The 18,397-nt window shown below is 72.3% G+C and carries 15 protein-coding genes; 10 read left to right on the forward strand and 5 right to left on the reverse strand.

Going from position 1 to position 18,397, the window contains the following annotated elements:
• The first annotated feature begins 52 nt into the window (after window positions 1-52).
• The 5 genes from ACZ3II_RS20675 to ACZ3II_RS20695 are packed head-to-tail and all read left to right on the forward strand — an operon-like array spanning window position 53 to window position 5,603.
• Window positions 53-970, forward strand: a complete 918-nt coding sequence (locus ACZ3II_RS20675) for a TIGR01777 family oxidoreductase (protein ID WP_465519282.1) — start codon at window positions 53-55, stop codon at window positions 968-970.
• 41 nt (window positions 971-1,011) lie between these two features.
• Window positions 1,012-2,889 carry a DUF6311 domain-containing protein gene (locus ACZ3II_RS20680; RefSeq protein ID WP_465519283.1) on the forward strand — a complete coding sequence of 626 codons (1,878 nt, stop codon included), beginning with the start codon at window positions 1,012-1,014 and terminating at the stop codon, window positions 2,887-2,889.
• Window positions 2,890-2,915: 26 nt separating this feature from the next.
• Window positions 2,916-4,799, forward strand: coding sequence for a DUF6311 domain-containing protein (locus ACZ3II_RS20685; RefSeq protein WP_465519284.1), 1,884 nt, complete (start codon window positions 2,916-2,918; stop codon window positions 4,797-4,799).
• 10 nt (window positions 4,800-4,809) lie between these two features.
• Complete coding sequence (gene lipB / locus ACZ3II_RS20690; RefSeq protein ID WP_465519285.1) at window positions 4,810-5,439, forward strand: lipoyl(octanoyl) transferase LipB; 630 nt, start codon at window positions 4,810-4,812, stop codon at window positions 5,437-5,439.
• Complete coding sequence (locus ACZ3II_RS20695) at window positions 5,439-5,603, forward strand: peptide ABC transporter substrate-binding protein (RefSeq protein WP_465519286.1); 165 nt, start codon at window positions 5,439-5,441, stop codon at window positions 5,601-5,603. The genes lipB and ACZ3II_RS20695 overlap by 1 nt, the downstream gene beginning before the upstream one ends.
• Window positions 5,604-5,907: 304 nt before the next feature.
• Here ACZ3II_RS20695 and ACZ3II_RS20700 read toward each other — a convergent pair whose 3' ends face one another.
• Window positions 5,908-7,077, reverse strand: coding sequence for an outer membrane protein assembly factor BamB family protein (locus ACZ3II_RS20700; protein ID WP_465519287.1), 1,170 nt, complete (start codon window positions 7,075-7,077; stop codon window positions 5,908-5,910).
• A gap of 282 nt (window positions 7,078-7,359) precedes the next feature.
• Between ACZ3II_RS20700 and lipA the strand changes: the two genes are divergently transcribed.
• Window positions 7,360-8,256 carry a lipoyl synthase gene (gene lipA / locus ACZ3II_RS20705; protein WP_465519403.1) on the forward strand — a complete coding sequence of 299 codons (897 nt, stop codon included), beginning with the start codon at window positions 7,360-7,362 and terminating at the stop codon, window positions 8,254-8,256.
• A gap of 55 nt (window positions 8,257-8,311) precedes the next feature.
• Here the strand turns inward: lipA and ACZ3II_RS20710 are convergent, their stop codons facing one another.
• From ACZ3II_RS20710 to ACZ3II_RS20720, 3 genes are all read right to left on the reverse strand, one after another.
• A complete protein-coding gene (locus tag ACZ3II_RS20710; RefSeq protein ID WP_465519288.1) occupies window positions 8,312-8,539 on the reverse strand; it encodes a hypothetical protein in 228 nt (75 codons plus the stop codon).
• 321 nt (window positions 8,540-8,860) lie between these two features.
• Window positions 8,861-9,169: a LuxR C-terminal-related transcriptional regulator gene (locus ACZ3II_RS20715; RefSeq protein WP_465519289.1), complete on the reverse strand. Its 309-nt coding sequence runs from the start codon at window positions 9,167-9,169 to the stop codon at window positions 8,861-8,863.
• Window positions 9,133-9,300 carry a hypothetical protein gene (locus ACZ3II_RS20720; protein WP_465519290.1) on the reverse strand — a complete coding sequence of 56 codons (168 nt, stop codon included), beginning with the start codon at window positions 9,298-9,300 and terminating at the stop codon, window positions 9,133-9,135. Before ACZ3II_RS20720 ends, ACZ3II_RS20715 begins: the two co-directional genes overlap by 37 nt.
• 160 nt (window positions 9,301-9,460) lie before the next feature.
• On the opposite strand from ACZ3II_RS20720, the gene ACZ3II_RS20725 reads away from it, so the two are divergent.
• From ACZ3II_RS20725 to ACZ3II_RS20740, 4 genes are all read left to right on the forward strand, one after another.
• A complete protein-coding gene (locus tag ACZ3II_RS20725) occupies window positions 9,461-10,153 on the forward strand; it encodes a DUF4191 domain-containing protein (RefSeq protein WP_465519291.1) in 693 nt (230 codons plus the stop codon).
• A 288-nt stretch (window positions 10,154-10,441) separates the two neighbouring features.
• Window positions 10,442-12,100, forward strand: coding sequence for an AAA family ATPase (locus ACZ3II_RS20730; protein ID WP_465519292.1), 1,659 nt, complete (start codon window positions 10,442-10,444; stop codon window positions 12,098-12,100).
• A gap of 45 nt (window positions 12,101-12,145) precedes the next feature.
• Window positions 12,146-13,438 (forward strand): type VII secretion protein EccE, encoded by a 1,293-nt coding sequence (locus tag ACZ3II_RS20735; RefSeq protein WP_465519293.1) that lies wholly within the window; start codon window positions 12,146-12,148, stop codon window positions 13,436-13,438.
• The gene (locus tag ACZ3II_RS20740; protein WP_465519294.1) at window positions 13,435-14,397 is read left to right on the forward strand and encodes a hypothetical protein; all 963 of its coding nucleotides are present in this window, start codon (window positions 13,435-13,437) and stop codon (window positions 14,395-14,397) included. Before ACZ3II_RS20735 ends, ACZ3II_RS20740 begins: the two co-directional genes overlap by 4 nt.
• 63 nt (window positions 14,398-14,460) lie before the next feature.
• Here ACZ3II_RS20740 and eccCa read toward each other — a convergent pair whose 3' ends face one another.
• Complete coding sequence (gene eccCa, locus ACZ3II_RS20745) at window positions 14,461-18,378, reverse strand: type VII secretion protein EccCa (RefSeq protein WP_465519295.1); 3,918 nt, start codon at window positions 18,376-18,378, stop codon at window positions 14,461-14,463.
• Window positions 18,379-18,397: the final 19 nt, after the last annotated feature.

Below are 18,397 nucleotides of genomic sequence, written 5' to 3' on the forward strand. Positions count from 1 at the left end.
GTACCCCCCGGGTCTGTTTTGCGATGAGAGATCTTCGGGAAAGAATCAGAGCATGCGGATCGTCATGGCCGGTGCGTCCGGTTTCCTCGGCACCGAGCTCGCCGAGCGGCTGCGGCAGAGCGGGCACGACATCGTCCGGCTGGTCCGGCGTCCCACCGAGCGGCCCGGCGAGGCCACCTGGGACCCCGCGCAGGGCCGGCTGGACGTGGCGGTGCTGGACGGCGCCGACGCGGTGATCAACCTGGCCGGGGCGAACCTCGGCGACCGGCGCTGGACGGCGGCGTACAAGCGGGTGCTGCGGTCCAGCCGGATCGACACCACCGACACCATCGCCCAGGCGATCGGCCGCCTGCCCACCGGGCAGCGGCCCCGCACCCTGCTCCAGGCCTCCGGCGTCGGGTGGTACGGCGACACCGGCGACCAGCCGGTCACCGAGGAGGCGCCGGCCGGCAACACCTTCCTGGCCGACCTGTGCCGGGTGTGGGAGGCCGCGGCCCGCCCGGCAGAGGACGCCGGCACCCGGGTGGTGCTGTTGCGGACCGCGCCGACGATCCATGCCGCCAACGCGCCGCTGAAGCTGCTGCTGCTGCCGTTCAAGCTGGGCGCGGGCTCGCGGATCGGCGGTGGGAAACAGTGGATGCCGTGGGTCGCCCAGGAGGACTGGATGGCCGCCGCGGAGTTCCTGCTGGACCGTGAGGACCTGGCCGGCCCGGTGAACGTGGTGTCGCCCCGCCCGGTGACGAACGCGGAGTTCACCCGGGAGCTGGCCCGGCTGCTGCGCAGGCCGGCTCTGCTGACCGTGCCGGGGCCGGTGCTCGACCTGGTGATCGGCGAGCTGGCCGGGGAGGCGCAGCGCAGTCAGCGGGTGCTGCCGGGGGTGTTGTCGAGTGCCGGGTTCGCGTGGGCGTACCCCGGAATGGATGCCGCCCTGGCGGCCGCCCTGCGACCGGAACCGGCGATGCGGCCCTGAGGGGTCCTGGATCATCAGCCTTTCTTGCTAACCTGCGGCTGATGTCCCTCGCCGCCTCCGCCCCCGCCGCGTCCGCCGATCCCCCCGCCGAGCCGCCCGCGCCGTCCCGTGCCCGTCCTTGGCGCGCCCACCTGATCGTCGGACTGCTGGCCCTGGGCCTCGCCGTCTACGTGACGAACGGTCTGTGGCGTGACCCGTTCGGGCACGGCCTCTCCGACAACCTGGGTGACCAGGCGTTCTTCGAGTGGCTGCTGGGTTACGGCGTCTACACGCTGGGGCACGGGTCGGACCCGTTCTTCACCGATCTGCTGAACGTGCCGTGGGGGGTGAACCTGGCGGCGAACACCTCGATCTCGGTCTACACGATCCTGTTCGCGCCCCTCACCCACCTGGCCGGTCCCCAGATCAGCTATGTGACGATCCTCACGCTGAACCTGGCCGGGTCCGCCTTCGCGTGGTACCTGTTCCTGCACCGCTGGCTGACCCCCAGCGCCGTCGCGGCGGCCCTGGGCGGCATGTTCTGCGGTTTCGCGCCCGGTGTCATCTCGCACGCCAACGGCCACCTGAACTGGACGGCGGGCTGGGTCGCCCCGCTCGTGCTGTGGCAGGTGCTGCGGCTGCGGCAGCCGGGCCACTGGCTGCGCAACGGTTTCGTCCTCGGGCTGATGCTGGCGGCGTTCTTCACGATCGCCGCGGAGGGGCTGTTCTACACGGCGCTGGCGAGCGCGCTGTTCGTGGTGGTGTGGTCGCTGGCCGGCCCGGTGCGGGGCGAGGCCAGGGCGGCCGCCGGCACGGTGCTGAAGGCGTGCGCGGTGACCGGGGTGGTCGCCGGTGGCCTGCTGGCCTACCCGCTGTACATGCATTTCGCCGGCCCGCAGACGTTCAGTGGCACCGGCTACAACCAGCGGTATTTCGCCGAGGACGCGGCGGCGTACCTGTCGTTCGCCAGCCGGTCGCTGGCGGCCGTCTTCGGTCTCGGCTCGGAGCTCGGCCCCAACCGCACCGAGGAGACGAGCTACTTCGGCGTGCCCCTGGTCATCCTGACGGTGGTCTCGGCCGTGCTGGTGTGGCGCCGGGCGGCGCCCGGGCGCAAGGCGACGCTGCGCGCCATCCTGGTGACCGGCGGGGTTTTCATGGTGCTGTCCTGGGGCCCCCGGTTCAACTGGATGGGCGAGGAGTGGCCGGGGTTCCCGCTGCCGTTCGCGCTGCTGGCCAAGCTGCCGCTGTTCGACGCGGCGCTGCCGCTGCGGCTGGCGCTGGTCACCGCCTGTGTCGTCGGCATCGTGCTGGCCCTGGTCACCCAGGAGATCATGGACGGCCGGTTCACCTCGCCGAACGTGCACTCCGGGATCAGCGCGGCGATCGTGGTCGCGCTGCTGCCGGTCTTCCCGCTGCCGGTGCGGCACCAGGAGCGGGCGCCCGAGCCGGACTTCATCGCCGACGGCACCTGGCAGCGGTACGTGTCCGAGAACGGCATCCTCACCGCCCTGCCGTTCGCGCTCAACGTGCACGCCGACGGGCAGCGCTGGCAGGCGTACACGATGGCCCGTGGCGGCCCGCAGTTCCGGATGCCCGGCGGCTACTTCCTCGGCCCGATGACGACCGGCCCGGAGGGTCGTGAGCAGGCCGGCCGGATCGGCGCGCCGACGCTGGCCACCGACTGGCTGTTCACCCGCGCCGCCATCTACGGGTACGTGACCGAGCTGAGCAACGCCGACCGCGCCCAGGCTCGCGCCGATTTCGCATACTGGGGCGTGGAGGCGGTCTTCCTGCCCGAGAAGATCACCGGCTCCGATCACATGGTGCTGTTCCGTCAAGCCGTCGAGATCACCGCGACCGATCTGCTCGGGCCGCCGGAGGAGGTGGACGATGTGCTGTTGTGGCGTATCCGTCCCGGCATGGACCCGATCGACCGATGAGTTCGGGGCTGGATAACCTCCGCGACGTGACGATCGCCGCGCCTGCCCCGATCACCTCGCCAGCCGAAGCCGCATCGCCGGACGAACCGGGCAGACCGCCCTCCCGCTGGCGTGCCCACCTGACCATGGCCGTGGTGGCGCTGGCCGCCGCGGTGTACGTGTGCCAGGGGCTCTGGTCGGCGCCGTACCGGAACGTGGTCGCCGACAACGTCAGCGACCAGGGCCAGTTCGAGTGGATGCTGGCGTACGGCGTCTACCTGCTCCAGCACGGCACCGACCCGTTCTTCACCGACCTGCTGAACGCGCCGCGCGGCGTCAACCTGGCGATGAACACGTCCAGCACGTTCTACGCCGTGCTGTTCGCGCCGCTGACCCACCTCGCCGGCCCGTCCATCTCGTTCGCCACCATCCTGACGCTGAACCTGGCCGGCTCCGCCTTCGTGTGGTACCTCTTCCTGCGCCGCTGGCTGGTCCGCAGCGGGCTCGCCGCGGCCGTCGGCGGCATGCTCTTCGGGTTCTGCCCGGGCCTGATCTCGCACGCCAACGGTCACCTCAACTGGACCTCCGGCTGGATGGTCGGCATCGTCGCCTGGTGGGTGCTGAAACTGCCGGAACGCGACCACTGGCTGCGCAACGGCCTCGTCCTCGGCCTGCTCTGCGCGATGGGTTTCTCGATCGCCGCCGAGGCCCTGTTCTTCTGTGCGCTGGCCAGCGGCCTGTTCCTCGGCGTCTGGCTGCTGTCCGGGCCCGGCCGGCAGATGGCGCGGACCGCCCTGCCGCCGGTGCTCAAGGCGCTGGGCGTGTGCGCGGTGCTCGCCGGGGCGCTGCTGGCGTACCCGCTGTACATGCACTTCAACGGGCCGCTCAAGTTCTCCGGCACCGGCTTCCTGATGGACTTCTACTCCGAGGATCTGGTCGCCTACGCCGCCTTCCCGCTGCAGTCGCTGGCCGGGCTGTTCGGCTGGGGCGCCGACCTGGCGCCGAACGCGACCGAGGCGACCTCCTTCCTGGGCGCCCCGCTGCTGCTGCTGGTCGGGGCCGCGCTGGTGCTGCTGTGGCGGCGCGCCTCGCCGGAACGCCGGGTCACGCTGCGCGCCCTGAGCGTCGTCGGGCTGCTGTTCTTCGTGCTGTCGCTCGGCCCCCGGCTGCGGTTCATGGGCGCCGAGCAGGAGCACATCCCGCTGCCGTACGCGCTGCTCACCGAGATTCCGCTGTTCGACTCGGCGCTGCCGGTCCGGTACACCCTCGTGGTCGTGGTGATCATCGCGCTGGTGCTGGCGCTGTTCGTCGACGAGTTCCTGAACCGCCCGAAGCTCACCCGGGTGGCCCTGGGCGCCGCCGTGGTGGCCGCGCTCGCCCCGATCGCCCCGCTGCCGCTGCGCACCCTGGAACGCGCGCCGGAGCCGGAGTTCATCTCCAGTGGCCGGTGGCGCGACTACGTCTCCGACGGCGGCGTGATGACCACGCTGCCGCTGGCCGTGGACGTGGCGGTGGACGCGATGCGCTGGCAGGCGACCACGATGGCCGACGGCGGCGCTGCGCAGTTCCGCATCCCCGCCGGGTACTTCCTCGGTCCGCAGGACTACGAGGAGACCGGCCGGCATCTGGTCGGGCGGCTCGGCCCGCCGGACCGGCCGACCGGGCGGCTGTTCTACCGGGCCGGGCGGTACGGCCAGGTCAGCCGGGTCACCGATGTGGAGCGTGCCCGGGCCCGGGTCGACTTCGAGTACTGGAAGCTCGAGGCGATCTACCTGCCCGACGAGATGACCGGCCCGCGCGGCCCGCTCAACCGGGCGGCCCTGGTCCTGCTCTGCACCGACCTGCTCGGCGAGCCCGAGCACGTGCAGGACGTGCTGGTGTGGCGAATCCGTCCGGGTGTGGATCCGGTCGATCAACCGGCCCGGGGCTAGGCTTGCGGCTGTGACCTCTTCCGTTCTCACCGTCCTGCGCCCCGGCCTGGTCGACTACCTGGCGGCCTGGGAGGAGCAGAAGCGTCTGCACGAGGCGGTGGTCGCCGGCACCCAGCCGGACACCGTGCTGCTGCTGGAGCACCCCAGCGTCTTCACCGCCGGCAAGCGCACCGAGCCCGCCGACCGCCCGTTCGACGGCACTCCGGTCGTCGACGTCGACCGCGGCGGCAAGATCACCTGGCACGGCCCGGGCCAGCTCGTCGGCTACCCGATCCTGCGCCTGCCCGACCCGGTCGACGTGGTGGCCTACGTGCGCCGCACCGAGCAGATGCTGATCGACGTGTGCGCCGAGTTCGGCGTCACCGTCGAGCGCGTCGAGGGCCGGAGCGGCGCCTGGATCAAGGCGACCGAGGGCGGCCTGGACCGCAAGATCGCGCAGATCGGCATCCGCGTCTCCCGCGGCGTCACGCTGCACGGGTTCGCCCTCAACTGCGACTGCGACCTGTCCAACTTCAACCGGTTCATCCCGTGCGGCATTCGCGACGCCGCCGTGACGTCGCTCAGCGCCGAGGTCGGCCGCCCGGTCCCGGTCAGCGAGGTCATGCCGGTGATCGAGCGCCACCTGGCGACGCTGCTCTGATGGCCCTCCACCGCGATCCGCGCGACAAACGCGTCTTCGTCCCCAAGCAGGGCGGCGGGGTGGTGCTCAATTTCGGCCACCCCATCGCCTGGGCCATTCTCGTCTGCACGACGATCATCCCCTTCGTGATCGTCGCGGTGGTCACGGTGGCCGTCTTCCTCTAGGTTCTTTCTTTTCTTGTACGGGCCAACGACGGTCCCGTGCCAGTCCTCCGCGAGGCAGGCGGGACTCACGGCCGACGGCGCGGCCGACGGGCTGCGATCCCGGCTACCGGTTCACCCCGAACCCCGGCTGGTTGTCAGGGCTGTCTCAGCGGCGCTGAGACAGCCCTGACAACCAGCCGGGGGGGTAACCGGGACGCGCATGCATGACCCGCACCCGGGGACGGTCCGGAGGGACTCCTGCCGCAGCCACGGGGAGTCACGGGACGTTGCGTGGCCCGTACCGTCGCCGGGTTGAAGCTCTTGATCAGTTCAGGCGCCAGGCGGTCACCGTGTCGCCGCCCGCCGGGCAGGCCAGGTGCGTACGCGTGCTCGTGCACCTCAGCCAGCCGCCAGGCGCCACCTGCCAGCCCCGGATGCGGCCGGTCACGGTGTCGATCACGTAGTGCTCCTCGCCGCTCTTGCGCAGGAACAGATCACCGCTCAGCCAGCCGGACATCTCCCGTCCCGTCACCGCGCCGGTCTCCGGGTCCAGGCGCGCCACCTGGCCGGACCGCGACGCCGCCAGGCCGTTGTGCCAGGAGACCCACACCGGACCGGTCCAGGCGACGGCTCCGTTCTGCTGATCCAGAGCGGTCAGACCCGCCGAACCGGTCACGCAGAGCCGGGTGCCGCACCGGTTCACGGCGGTCGGGTGGTTCATCCGCGTCGTCCACAACCGGTCCAGCGAGGGCAGCCGCAGCGCCGTCACGTTGCCGCGGCCGAGGACGAATGCCATGTCACCGGCGACCGACAGCCTTGGGCGGTCGTCGAAGCCGTCGCCGATCGGGATCCCGCGGGCCTCGGCGACCCTCGCCCCGGTGCGCCGATCATGGAGGACCGCGGTGCCGTCCCCGTGGAGCACCTGCAGGTGGCGTGCCGTGGTGACCGCCGCGATCGGTGGGGTCCGCGCCGTCTGCCACCACACCGGCCGGGCGGTCCGCGGGTCGAGGACGCCGAGGCGCACGTCGTCCTTCAACAGCACGATCAGGTCACCGGCCAGGATCGCGCCGGGATACGCGTGGTCGTTCCAGACCTCCGCGCCGGTGGCCGCGTCCAGCAGGGACATCCACACGCCGCCGAGGGACAGCGCCAGGTTCGGCCCGAGTTCGTGCAGCTCGGGGTTGAAGCCCTGCCCGTCGATCTGCCGGCTCCACCGCTCCCGGCCGCCGGACAGGGTTCGCGCCACCACGGTCAGCACCGAGTCCTGCGGCCGCGTGTGGACGCTGTAGAGGGCGTCCCCCGTCAGCAGCCACGCCACCGTCCGCGCCCCGGTCCGCGCCGCGACCGGCATCGGCGCGGGCTCGGCGCCGGGCGGCTGGGAGGCGCCCAGCAGGAACGTCAGCAGCCCGGCCAGGGCCAGCGCCAGAACGCGCGGCCGGAGCGGGGACGGCGGCGCCGTGCGGGACGGTGGGGGCCGGTCGAGGTCGATAACCACGCCGACATGATCCCGCCGTATGTCAATCCTCGACGGTGTGATCGGGTCGCGATCGCCGCCCCTCGCCGGGGTGTCGCCACCCTTCGCCGCTCTCGGACGGCGGCTTCCGGTCGGCGGATCGGCGCGGGCCGTGAACGCTAACAGTCGCCGATGCGCCTTTCTCCCGAATTCTGAGTGACGGCCTTCACACCAATGGTCACGTGAGCCTCGTCGCCCCTGCGGCGCGACCGGCCGTGGCGGGCGTATCTTCGGGTTGTGACTATTGCTCCCGAGGGCCGCCGCATGCTGCGCATCGAGGCGCGCAACGCCGAAACTCCCATCGAGCGGAAGCCGCCGTGGATCAAAGTCAAGGCGAAGATGGGCCCTGAATACACCGAGATGCGCGGTCTCGTGCAGAAAGAGGGCCTGCACACGGTCTGCCAGGAGGCCGGGTGTCCCAACATCTACGAGTGCTGGGAAGACCGCGAGGCCACCTTCCTCATCGGCGGCGACCAGTGCACCCGCCGCTGTGACTTCTGCCAGATCGACACCGGCAAGCCGGCCGAGTTCGACGCCGACGAGCCCCGCCGCGTCGGCGAGTCCGTCGCCACCATGGGCCTGCGCTACGCCACCGTCACCGGCGTCGCCCGCGACGACCTGCCCGACGGCGGCGCCTGGCTCTACGCGGAGACCGTCCGCCAGATCCACAAGCTCCAGCCCGGCTGCGGCGTCGAGCTGCTGATCCCCGACTTCAACGCCGACCCCGAGCAGCTCGCCGAGGTGTTCGGCGCCGCCCCCGAGGTCCTGGCGCACAACGTCGAGACGGTTCCGCGCATCTTCAAGCGCATCCGCCCCGGCTTCCGCTACGAGCGGTCCCTCGACGTGATCACCCAGGCCCGCGCGGCCGGCCTGGTCACCAAGAGCAACCTGATCCTCGGCATGGGCGAGGAGCGCTCCGAGGTGTCCGCCGCCCTGCGCGACCTGCACGCCGCCGGCTGCGAGCTGATCACCATCACGCAGTACCTGCGCCCCACCCCGCGGCACCACCCCGTCGAGCGCTGGGTCAAGCCCGAGGAGTTCGTCGAGCTCCGCGAGGAGGCCGAGCAGATCGGTTTCGCCGGTGTGATGAGCGGCCCGCTGGTCCGGTCCTCCTACCGTGCCGGCCGCCTCTACCGTCAGGCCCTCGACGCCCGCGGCTGACCCCCGCCCACGACAGAGCCCCGTGCCGTCCGGCACGGGGCTCTTCGCGTTCCGCCTACTTCTTCTTCTTGGCCTTCTTCGACTTCTTGCCCTTCTTGCCGTCCTTGTCGTCATCCCTCTCGGAAGCCCACTTGGCTTCGGCCACCTCCGGAAGGAACACCGGCGCAAGAAGCTTCATGAAGACCATGGCGAGCGGAGCCAGCCACGCCCACCACGGCAGCAGAGAGTTCGGCCCGACCAACATGCCGGCCACGCCATAACTCACCTCGACTGCGGTATCCATACATGCCTCCGGACGTAGCGAATGACCCCAGCAGGGCAGGTCGCCCTTGGCGAATCAGAGTCGGCCCCCACCATCGGATCCGCGTCCTACCGCCTTAGCCTTTCCCACTCGCTCGCCGGTTCCCGTGGTCACCACATCGGCGCCGGTGCTGCCACTACGTGGTGAACCGCGGCGCGCCGGGATGGCGGGTGGAGTGACCATTGCCGCGCCCCCGGAAATCGTCGTCCCGCTTCTGGGGCCGGCATGCCGCTGGAACGCCTTCGAGGCCGCGCCGGCGGCCGGGTGGTCACTCCACCACCCGAGCCGGCGCTGGATCCGGCCTCAGCTGAACAGGCCGAGGCGGTGCGCCACCGCGGCGGCCTCGACGCGGGTCGTGACCTCCAGCTCGGCGATGATGCGGGAGACATGGACGCTCGCGGTCTTCGGGGAGATGAAGAGGCGCTGGGCGCAGGTCGGGAAGGCCGGCGGAGGGGTCGGCGAGCGCCGAGCGCAGCACAGCCAGGTCGGGCTCCCGGCCGAGCTGTGCGCGCTCACCGTCATGAGGTCGAGCATGCCGCGCGGGTACGACAGATCTTCCGGCCCGATCGTCGCGGTCAGTCCGCCCGCCCGGGCCGGCGCGGCCATGGCCATCGGCCGGTACGGCGTACCCGTTCGGTCGTGTTCTCCCAGGCCCGCCGCCGGTCGCCGGCCTCCCGGAGCAGGTCGTCGAGGCGGTGCCGGACCAGGTCGAACGGGGTGCCGGGGTCGCTGAACGGGATCATCTGACGCTCCTGTCGGTGGTGTGTCACCGACTTTTCGCGCTCAGGCGCCCCGTTCGCATGGGGATGTCGCCTGATCTCCCGCCCCGTCCCCTCCTTACCGGCACGTCCTCAGGTGCCCGGGACGCCGTAAGGTACCTGAGTCCCACTACACTTTGCGGCTATGGCAAAACCCCAGGAGAAGGTGCCGTCCGGCACGCGGCTGAAGCAGATCGGCCAGGTGTTCGCTTTCACGGCGAAGCAGGACAAGTGGTTCGTCCCGCTGGTCATCGCGGCCGTCGTGATCCCGCTCGCGATCACCGTGACCATCGTGCTCCTGACCGGCTCCTGGCCGTGGATTCCGGTCGGCATCCTGTTCACGCTGCTGGCCGTGCTGATCGTGCTGAACCTGCGGTCGAACACGGCGATGATGAACGTGGCGGAGGGCCAGCCCGGCGCCGCGGCCTCACTGATGGAGAACATGCGCGGCGACTGGCGGGTGCGCCCGGCCGCGAGTTCCACCACGCAGTTCGACATGGTGCACGTGGTGATCGGCAAGCCCGGCGTGATCCTGCTCGGCGAGGGCGACCCGCAGCGGGTGCGCGGCCTGCTCGGCCAGGAGAAGAAGCGTCTGGTGAAGGTGATCGGCAACGCGCCGCTCTACGACTACGTGATCGGCACCGAGGAGGGTCAGCTGTCGATCCGCAAGCTGCGGACGACCATGCTGAAGCTGCCCCGCAACCTCACCGGCAAGGACGTGAACGCTCTGGACAAGCGGCTCGGCGCCCTGATGTCGCGGCCGCAGATGCCCAAGGGCGCGATCCCGAAGAACATGCGGCCGAGCAAGGGCGCCTTCCGGCAGCAGCGGCCTCGCTGACAACCCTTTCCGGCTGTACGACGTAACGCCCGTCCCGCGACCAGCGGGGCGGGCGTCGTCGTCTCTGCGAGGGACGGTCTGCCGTTGTCGTGCCAGGGCGTGCATGTGTGGGCGTACCGGATAAGTCGGTGTGAGCGGAACCCGCGCAAGAGGGTGAGTGGGCCGCATTCATCGACAAGTGCCTCCATGATCGGTCCGGGGCGCTAGCCTCGGGTCTACGCCGCCGCCGGCGATCCACGCCGGACGGTGACGCAGACTCGCACCCGTGGGCACGAAGGAGTTCCGCTCGTGGTCAGCACCCTGGCGGTCCCCGGCACCTATCCGACCCTGGCCGACGCCCTCGAGCAGGCGCCCGACGGGGCGGTCATCACCCTGGCTCCCGGCACCTACCGGGAGCGCATCGATCCGGCCGGGCGTGATCTGACGGTGCGGGCGTCCGGCGAGCCGCGATCGTCCGTGGTGGACGCGTCCGGCCTGGGCGGGCCGGCGCTCACGGTCACCGCGGGCCGGGTCGAGGTGGAGGGGCTGACGCTGCTCTCGGACGTGCATCCGGCGGTGCGGGTGGCCGGTGACCGGACCGAGCTGCGGCTGCGGGACTGCGAGTTGCGGGCGGAGCAGAACGCCGGGCTGAAGGCCGAGCGGGGCGCGCTGGTCGAGGCGACCCGGGTGGTGGTGCCGGGCGGCGAGTCCGGGTTCGAGTTCTCCTACGCCGACGGCGCCGTCGAGGAGTGCGAGGTCCGCGACGTGAAGGCGGACGGCGTGATCGTGGTCGGCTCGAAGGTGACCGTCGCCCGCTCGACGGTGCGCGATTGCGGCAAGCGCGGGGTGTACGTCTATCAGTCCGGCCCGTTGATCGAGGGTTGTGAGATCAGCGGCATCGGTGACGTGGGCATCATGGTGGTGCACGCGAAATCGGTCCGGGTGGTGGCCACCACGGTCCGGGGCACGGAGAGGTCGGGCATCGAGATCGGCGCGGAGTGCGCCGCCGAGATCGTGCGGTGCGTGGTGACCGACGCCCGCGAGCGGCCGGTGACGGTGGATCCGACCGCGAAGGCGACGGTGGATCTGATCGAGAGCGGCGACATCCCGCGGGCGGGCGTGGCGACCGCCGGCACGGCACAGGACCTCGCCGAGATGGACCGGCTGATCACCGAACTCAACTCGATGATCGGGCTGGCCGGGGTGAAGGACGAGGTGCGGGCGCTGCTCGACGAGATCCAGGTGAACGAGTGGCGGCGGTCGGCGGGCCTGTCGGTGGGCGCGGTCAGCCACCATCTGATCTTCACGGGCGCGCCGGGGACCGGGAAGACGACGGTCGCCCGGATCTACGGGCAGTTGCTCAAGGCGCTGGGGGTGCTGCCGGACGGCAGGTTCCGTGAGGTGTCCCGGCGGGATCTGGTCGGGCAGTACATCGGCCACACCGCGGAGAAGACCACCTCGGTCTTCGAGGACGCGATGGGCGGGGTGCTGTTCATCGACGAGGCGTACACGCTGGCCCGGGCCGGTGGGGCGACCGCCGACTTCGGCCAGGAGGCGATCGACACGCTGGTGAAGCTGATGGAGGACCACCGGGACCGGGTCGCGGTGATCGTCGCCGGGTACACCCGGGAGATGTCCGACTTCCTGGACGCGAACTCCGGTCTGGCCTCCCGGTTCGCCAAGACCATGGAATTCGAGAACTACGGGCCGGAGGAACTCGTGATGATCGCCGGCCGGATCGCCCGCACCGACGACTACCTGTTCGGGCCGGGGCTGCCCGAGGCGCTGCTCGACCACTTCGGACGGCTCGAACGGGACCGTAACTTCGGCAACGCCCGGGAGGCCCGCAAGCTGCTCGAGGGCATGCGCAAGGCCCAGTCCGGGCGGCTGCGGGCGATGGGCCGGATGCCCAGCCGGGACGACCTGCGGACGTTGACGGTCGACGATCTGCGGGTGGCGGTCCGCTGACCTACGTTTGTCTCATGTGACCTGTTCTCCCCGGGGAGGCGATCGGTGCACCGTGGTGAAGGAACGACGTACGGCGCTGCCGCGGTCCGTGGCGGCGCTGTTTCCCCGCCGCCGCCTCCCGCGGCGCCGCCACCACCGCCCCGGTCCCGGCCCGCCGTCGCGTACCGGCCACCGGAGGCCACCGTCCGCGCGGTGCCGAAGAAGGGACATCTCGGCCCGTTCCACGTGACCCAGATCCTGGTCGCCGAGGCCTCGATCCTGGCGGTCGCCGCGTCGTTCACCCAGACCCCGCTCGCCGTCCTGGCCGCCGGCGCCGCGGCCGCCGTGCTCCTGCTGGTGTTCTTCTCCCGGCGGCAGCACCGCTGGTGGCTGGAGCACCGGCAGGTCGCCCGGGACCATCGACGGCGGCGTACGGCCCGCCTCGACCAGCGGAACGGGCCGGTCCTGGCGGCGCTGCGGACGATCGCCCCCGGACTGACCGTCCGCGACGTCGCCACCTCGGACGACGCCGACGGCGCGGTGGGTGTGGCCCGGGACGAGGCCGGCTGGTTCAGCGCCGTCGGGCTCGATCCGGCCGCCGGCCCGATCCCCCTCGACACCCTCGTCGGGGCGCTCGCCGGCACCGGCCAGCCCGGCCTGGTGCTGGAACTCGTCACGCACACCGTGCCGGCGCCCAGCCCGGACGTGCCGGCCGCGTCGCCGGCCGGCGCCTCGTACCGGCAACTCGTCGAAGCGGCCGGGCCGGTGCCCGCCTTCCGGGAGTCGTCGATCAGCGTCCGTGTCGACGCCCGCGCCCTGGCCGAGGCGCTGCTCGACCACACCGCCGACCCGGAGGCGGCCGCCACCCTGGTCGCCGGGCTGGCCCGCAAGGTGGTGACCAGCCTGCGGCGGCTCGGGGTGACCGGGCGGGCCCTCGACGCGGACCGGCTGCTGGCGCTGCTCGCCCGGTCCTGCGACGTCGAGCCGTGGGCGCTCGCCGACGGGCCGGGCGTGGACGAGGCATGGGGGCATTGGCGGTCGGCCCGGCTGGTCCACCGGACGTACTGGCTGAAGACCTGGCCCGCGTCGGCCACCGAGATCGGGTCACTGTTCGCGTGGGCGTCGACCGCCCCGGCCGCGCAGACCAGCGTCGCCCTGGTGCTCGACGCGGGCGCCGGCGACGAGGTGGCGGTGCGGGCCTTCATCCGGCTGGCGACCCGCCCCGACGCCGACCCGGCGGCCCTGGACCGGGTGCTGCAGGAGGGGGTGCGCCGGGCGGGCGGCGAGTTGCTGGCGCTCGACGGCGAGCAGGGGCCTGCGGCGTACGCGACCGCACCGACCGGAGGAGGCGCCGGATGAGCTACCCGTGGCCCCAGGAGGAGGGCCCCTACCAGCGACAGCAACCGCCGCCCGCACCAGCGCCCGCGAGCCGCGAGCCGGGCCAGGTGACATCCGGGCGGGCCTCCGTGCCGGTGCGCGTCCCCGCCGCCCAGCCGTCGGCGGCCCGGGGCCGGGTCGCGCCACAGGTGACGAACGCGCCGCTGGCCCGCCCGGGCACGTTCGTCCCGGAACGACCCCCGGACGGCCCGCCCACACCCCCGGAGGACGGGCCCCGGGACCGGACCGGCCCGTCCGGACGGGCCGGCCGGCTGCGGATCGGCTGGCATGCGATCCCCCGGGCCGGGCTGCGCCGGATGACCACCAACCAGCCCGGCCCGGCCGGCCTGGTGCTCGGGCGTGACCAGCGGCAGGCCCCGGTGCCGGTGCGGCTGTTCGGGCCGAACCCGGTCCGGGCCGCCCTGGTCGGCGGCGTGTGGGCGGCCCAGTTGCTGATCTTCCGGGCGTTCTCGGTCGGGGTCCGGGTGGTCGTGGTGACGACCGAGCCGCGGGCGTGGGCGGGTTTCGGCGAGCGGGCCACCGGCCTGCCGAACCGGCTGACCGTGGTCGGGCAGGAGCCGGGCGGACCGTTCGGCGGGACCGCGCAGACCCCGCTGCTGACCGTGTACGACCTGGGCGTGACCGGGCCGGCGGCCAGTCCCCCGCTGGGGCCGTGGCACGCCGGGCTGACGATCCTGCGGCAGCTGGACCGGCCGGGGACGCCGGTGTTGCAGGAGGCCGGGATCACGGTGCTGCAGCGGCTCGGCGGGGACGAGGCGGCCCTGGCGGCGTCGGCGCTGCGGCTGGGCGCGCAGAGCGGGCAGCTGCTGCAGAGCATGGCGGACGACATGCTGGCGCTGATCGGCGACGGCGACGACCGGTACGTGCATCTGCACCAGACCGGCATCGAGCAGCAGTACATCGGCCCGCCCCGCCGCTGACCCGGCTGGTTGTCAGGGCTGTCTCAACGCGGTTGAGACAGCCCTGACAACCAGCCGGAGAGATCAACGGACCGGCGGTGACCAGGCCAGCTGCACCAGCCGCGCGCCATGCCGCCGGGTGATCATCCAGGCGCGGCCCGGCGGCAGCGGCTGCGGTTTGAGGTTGCCGAACAGCGCGCCCTCCTCCCGCGGCCCGGACATCATGATCCCCGGCGACGCGAGCTCCCGGATCCGGCCGACCACCGGGTCGAAGAGGGCCCGGCCGGCACCGCCGATCCGCCGGGTGATCACGACGTGCAGGCCGATGTCGCGGGCCTGCGGCAGAAGTTCGAGGAGGGGGTTCAGCGGGTTCGGGTTGGCGCCGGCGAGCAGGTCGTAGTCGTCGACCAGGACGTAGAACTCGGGACCCTTCCACCAGCTGCGGTTGTTGAGCATCTCGGGCGTGACGTCCGGTCCGGGCAGCCGCTCCTTCATCACCACCACCGCCTGGTTGATCAGATCGGCGGTGACCTGATGGGACGTACCCCAGCCGATGGTGTTCTCGGCGGGCACGCACCCGAGCAGGCTGCGCCGCAGGTCGACCGGGAGGATCCGGGCCTGGGCGGGGCTGTGGGTGGCCACGATGGACCGGGCGAGGCTGCGAAGGAACGAGCTCTTGCCGCTCTCCACGTCGCCGAAGAGCAGCGCGTGCGGCTCGGCGTCGAAGTCGAGCCAGACCGGTTCCAGGTCGGACTCGGCGATGCCGACCGGGATCCGGCCGCCGTGGGCCGGGGGCAGCGCCTCGAACGGCAGCTCGGGCGGGAGCAGCCGGACCGGCGGGGCGGGCGGCGCGGTCCACTGCTCGGCGGCGTGCCGGACCAGCTCGGCGACCGCCTCGGAGAGGTCGTCGACGCGCTGCTCGCGGTCCATCCGGGGCAGGGCGGCGAGGAAGTGGTAGCCGTCCGGGGTGAGGCCGCGGCCGGGCGCGTTCTCCGGCACGTTCACCGCCTCCCGCCGGTTGATCACCGAGTCGCCGGCCTCGCCGAGCCGCAGCTCGACCCGGGTACCGAAGACGTCGCGGATCTGCGGCCGCACGTCCATCCACCGGTTCGTCGCGGCCAGGATGTGGATGCCGAACCCGAGGCCGCGGTTGGCCAGCTCGTGCACCGACGTCTCGAGGTCCTCGAACTCGGTGCGCAGCGTCGCCCAGCCGTCCACCACCAGGAACACGTCACCGAACGCCTCGTCGGCGAACCGGCCCTGGGCGCGGGCCCGCCGGTACGCCGCGGCGCCCTCCACGTTCTCCCGGGCGAACATCTCCTCCCGGGACCGCATCAGCCCGTGCAGCTCGGCGATGGTCCGGCGGACCTTGTCCACGTCGCGCCGGGTGGCGACGCCGCCCACGTGCGGCAGGCCGGCGAGCGCGCTGAGCGGCCCGCCGCCGAAGTCCAGCCCGTAGATCTGCACCTCGCGGGGGGTGTGCGTGAGCGCCAGGCTGACCGCCAGGGTGCGCAGCAGGTTCGACTTGCCGGACTGGGCGGCGCCGACCACCATCACGTTGCCGGCGGCGCCGGCCAGGTCCAGCCACATCGGATCACGGCGCTGCTCGTACGGCTTGTCGATGATCCCGCCGAGCGCCTGCAACGCCCCCGGCTCCGGCGTGGTCATCGCGGGCGGCAGCATCTGGCCGAGGGTCGGCGCCTTGTCCAGCGGCGGCAGCCACACCTCGTGGGCGGGCGCGCCCTTGCCCTCCATCTGCCGGACCAGCACCTCGATCAGGGTGTCGCCGGCCGCGGTCTCCTCCGGCTGCTCCTCGGCCTTCTCCGACGCGGACGGCAGCGGCGCCACGTAGTAGGTGGAGAAGTCGCGGATCGGGTTGCCGCCGCGGCCACCGGCGCCCGGGATCGAGCCGTTGTTGCGGACGGCGCCGGACACGTACGCCGCCTTCAGCCGGACCAGGCCCTCAGTACCGGTACGCAGGTAGCCGTGGCCGGGCGAGCGGGGAAGCTCGTACGCGTCGGGCACCCCCAGCACGGCCCGGCTCTCCATCGACGAGAAGGTCCGGAGGCCGATCCGGTACGACAGGTGGGACTCCAGACCCCGCAGCCGGCCCTCCTCCAGTTTCTGCGAGGCCAGCAGCAGATGGATGCCGAGCGACCGGCCGACGCGTCCGATCTGGACGAACATGTCGATGAAGTCCGGCCGGGCGCTGAGCAGCTCGGAGAACTCGTCGACGATGAACAGCAGGCTGGGCAGCGGCGCGAGCGGCACCCCGGCCGACCGGGCCCGCTCGTAGTCGCGCTGGGACGCGTAGTTCCCGGCCTTGCGCAGCAGCTCCTGCCGCCGGGTCAGCTCGCCCTGGATGGCGCCGAGCATCCGGTCGACGAGCGGCAGCTCCCCCTCCAGGTTGGTGATCATCGCGGCGGTGTGCGGCAGCCGGTCCAGCGAGGCGAACGTTGCGCCGCCCTTGAAGTCGACCAGCAGCAGATTGAGGATCTCCGAGCTGTGCGTCATGGCCAGCGCCAGCACGAGCGTGCGCAGCAGCTCCGACTTGCCGGAGCCGGTCGCGCCGACCAGCAGCCCGTGCGGGCCCATCCCGTCCTGCGCCGACTCCTTCAGATCCAGCTCGACCGGGCGGCCGTCGGCGCCGACCCCGATCGGCACCCGCAGCCGGTCCCGGTTGGGGCGGCTGGCCCACAGGGCGTTCAGATCGATCTGGTACGGGTCGTCCTGCTCCAGCAGCTCGGCCAGCCCGGTGTCCTGGGAGATGGCGGTCTCGTCGGACGACGACGCGGCGGACAACCGCAGCGGGGCCAGCTCCCGGGCCAGCACCTCGGCCTCCGGCAGGCTCAGCGCGTCGGCCCGGCCCACCTCGGTGGGACCGTCCATCGTGGTGCCGGTGACGGTGCCGTCGGCGGCGATCTCCAGCACCACCGAGCTGTCGTCGAGCAGCCGGGGCGGCGGCACCGACAGGTCGACGATGGTGACCCCGGCGACGCCGCCCTCGGTCATCAGATGGTCGGAGCCCGCCGTCGAACCCCCGTCGATGATCACCATGACGTGCGGGCCGCCGCCGGGAGCGCCCGCCGGGTCGAACCGGGGCCGGTTGACCAGCACGTCGTCGAGCATCGCCTCGAGCGCCGGCACGCTCGGCGCGACCAGCCGCACCTGGCCGATCGCGTCGGTCTTGTCCGGGTGCTGGGTGTGCGGCAGCCATTTCGCCCACTCCCAGCGGGACCGATCGTGGTCCGGCACGCACACCCCGATCCGCAGGTCGTCGGGGGCGTGGAAGGTGGCCATCTGGGCGATCAGGGCACGGCTGAAGTCGTGTGCCTGCCGCTCGCCGCCGCGCACGTAGATGTGCGAGAAGTCGCGCAGCGCCACCGACACCGGCAGGTCCGGCACCACCGAGTAGGTGTTGAGGAACCGGCGCAGCGCCATCGTGCACAGCGGCTCCAGCTCGTCGACCGGGCGGGTCTGCGGCGGCACGAGGCGGGTGGCGACCTCCTGCGGGCCGACGGCGATCCGGACCACGGTGAAGTCGGCGTCGCCGCGGCGGCGCTCCCACAGCCGGCCGCTGTCGGTGAACGTCCACAGTGTCGCCGGGTCGGGGTTGCGGTAGTAGAGGGCTTCGCGCTGCTGGCGGATCGTGGCGCGGACCTGGGCGCGCAGCTGGGAGAGGTGGCGCAGGTACTGCCGGCGGGCCTCGATCATCTCGCGCTTGCCGGGGCCGCCGCTGTTGGTGGCCATCATCGCCATCATGCCGAGCATGGACACGCCGTACATCGCGCCGGCGACGTACGCGATCGGGCCGCGCTGCTGCGTGCCCATCATCAGGCCCATCGCCGCCGCGCCGGCGCCCATCGGCAGGATCATCAGCATCCGGCTCCAGCCCTTGCCCTGCGGCGGCGGGATCTCCGGCGGCGGGTCGAGCGGGACCTCGCCGCCCGGCATCGCGGGCGCGGGACGGCGTGGCGGGCGCTTGATGATCGTTACTGTCACGCTGGGCTCCCCGTCGGTG

Source organism: Actinoplanes sp. NPDC019969 (assembly GCF_055562375.1).

Excerpts from the sequence above, each read along its gene's own strand:
- ACZ3II_RS20675 (WP_465519282.1), top strand. The coding sequence starts at position 53 with ATGCGGATCGTCATGGCCGGTGCGTCCGGTTTCCTCGGCACCGAGCTC.
- ACZ3II_RS20680 (WP_465519283.1), top strand. The coding sequence starts at position 1,012 with ATGTCCCTCGCCGCCTCCGCCCCCGCCGCGTCCGCCGATCCCCCCGCC.
- ACZ3II_RS20695 (WP_465519286.1), top strand. The coding sequence starts at position 5,439 with ATGGCCCTCCACCGCGATCCGCGCGACAAACGCGTCTTCGTCCCCAAG.
- lipA (WP_465519403.1), top strand. The coding sequence starts at position 7,360 with ATGCTGCGCATCGAGGCGCGCAACGCCGAAACTCCCATCGAGCGGAAG.
- ACZ3II_RS20710 (WP_465519288.1), bottom strand. The coding sequence starts at position 8,539 with ATGGATACCGCAGTCGAGGTGAGTTATGGCGTGGCCGGCATGTTGGTC.
- ACZ3II_RS20715 (WP_465519289.1), bottom strand. The coding sequence starts at position 9,169 with ATGGCCATGGCCGCGCCGGCCCGGGCGGGCGGACTGACCGCGACGATC.
- ACZ3II_RS20720 (WP_465519290.1), bottom strand. The coding sequence starts at position 9,300 with ATGATCCCGTTCAGCGACCCCGGCACCCCGTTCGACCTGGTCCGGCAC.
- ACZ3II_RS20725 (WP_465519291.1), top strand. The coding sequence starts at position 9,461 with ATGGCAAAACCCCAGGAGAAGGTGCCGTCCGGCACGCGGCTGAAGCAG.
- ACZ3II_RS20740 (WP_465519294.1), top strand. The coding sequence starts at position 13,435 with ATGAGCTACCCGTGGCCCCAGGAGGAGGGCCCCTACCAGCGACAGCAA.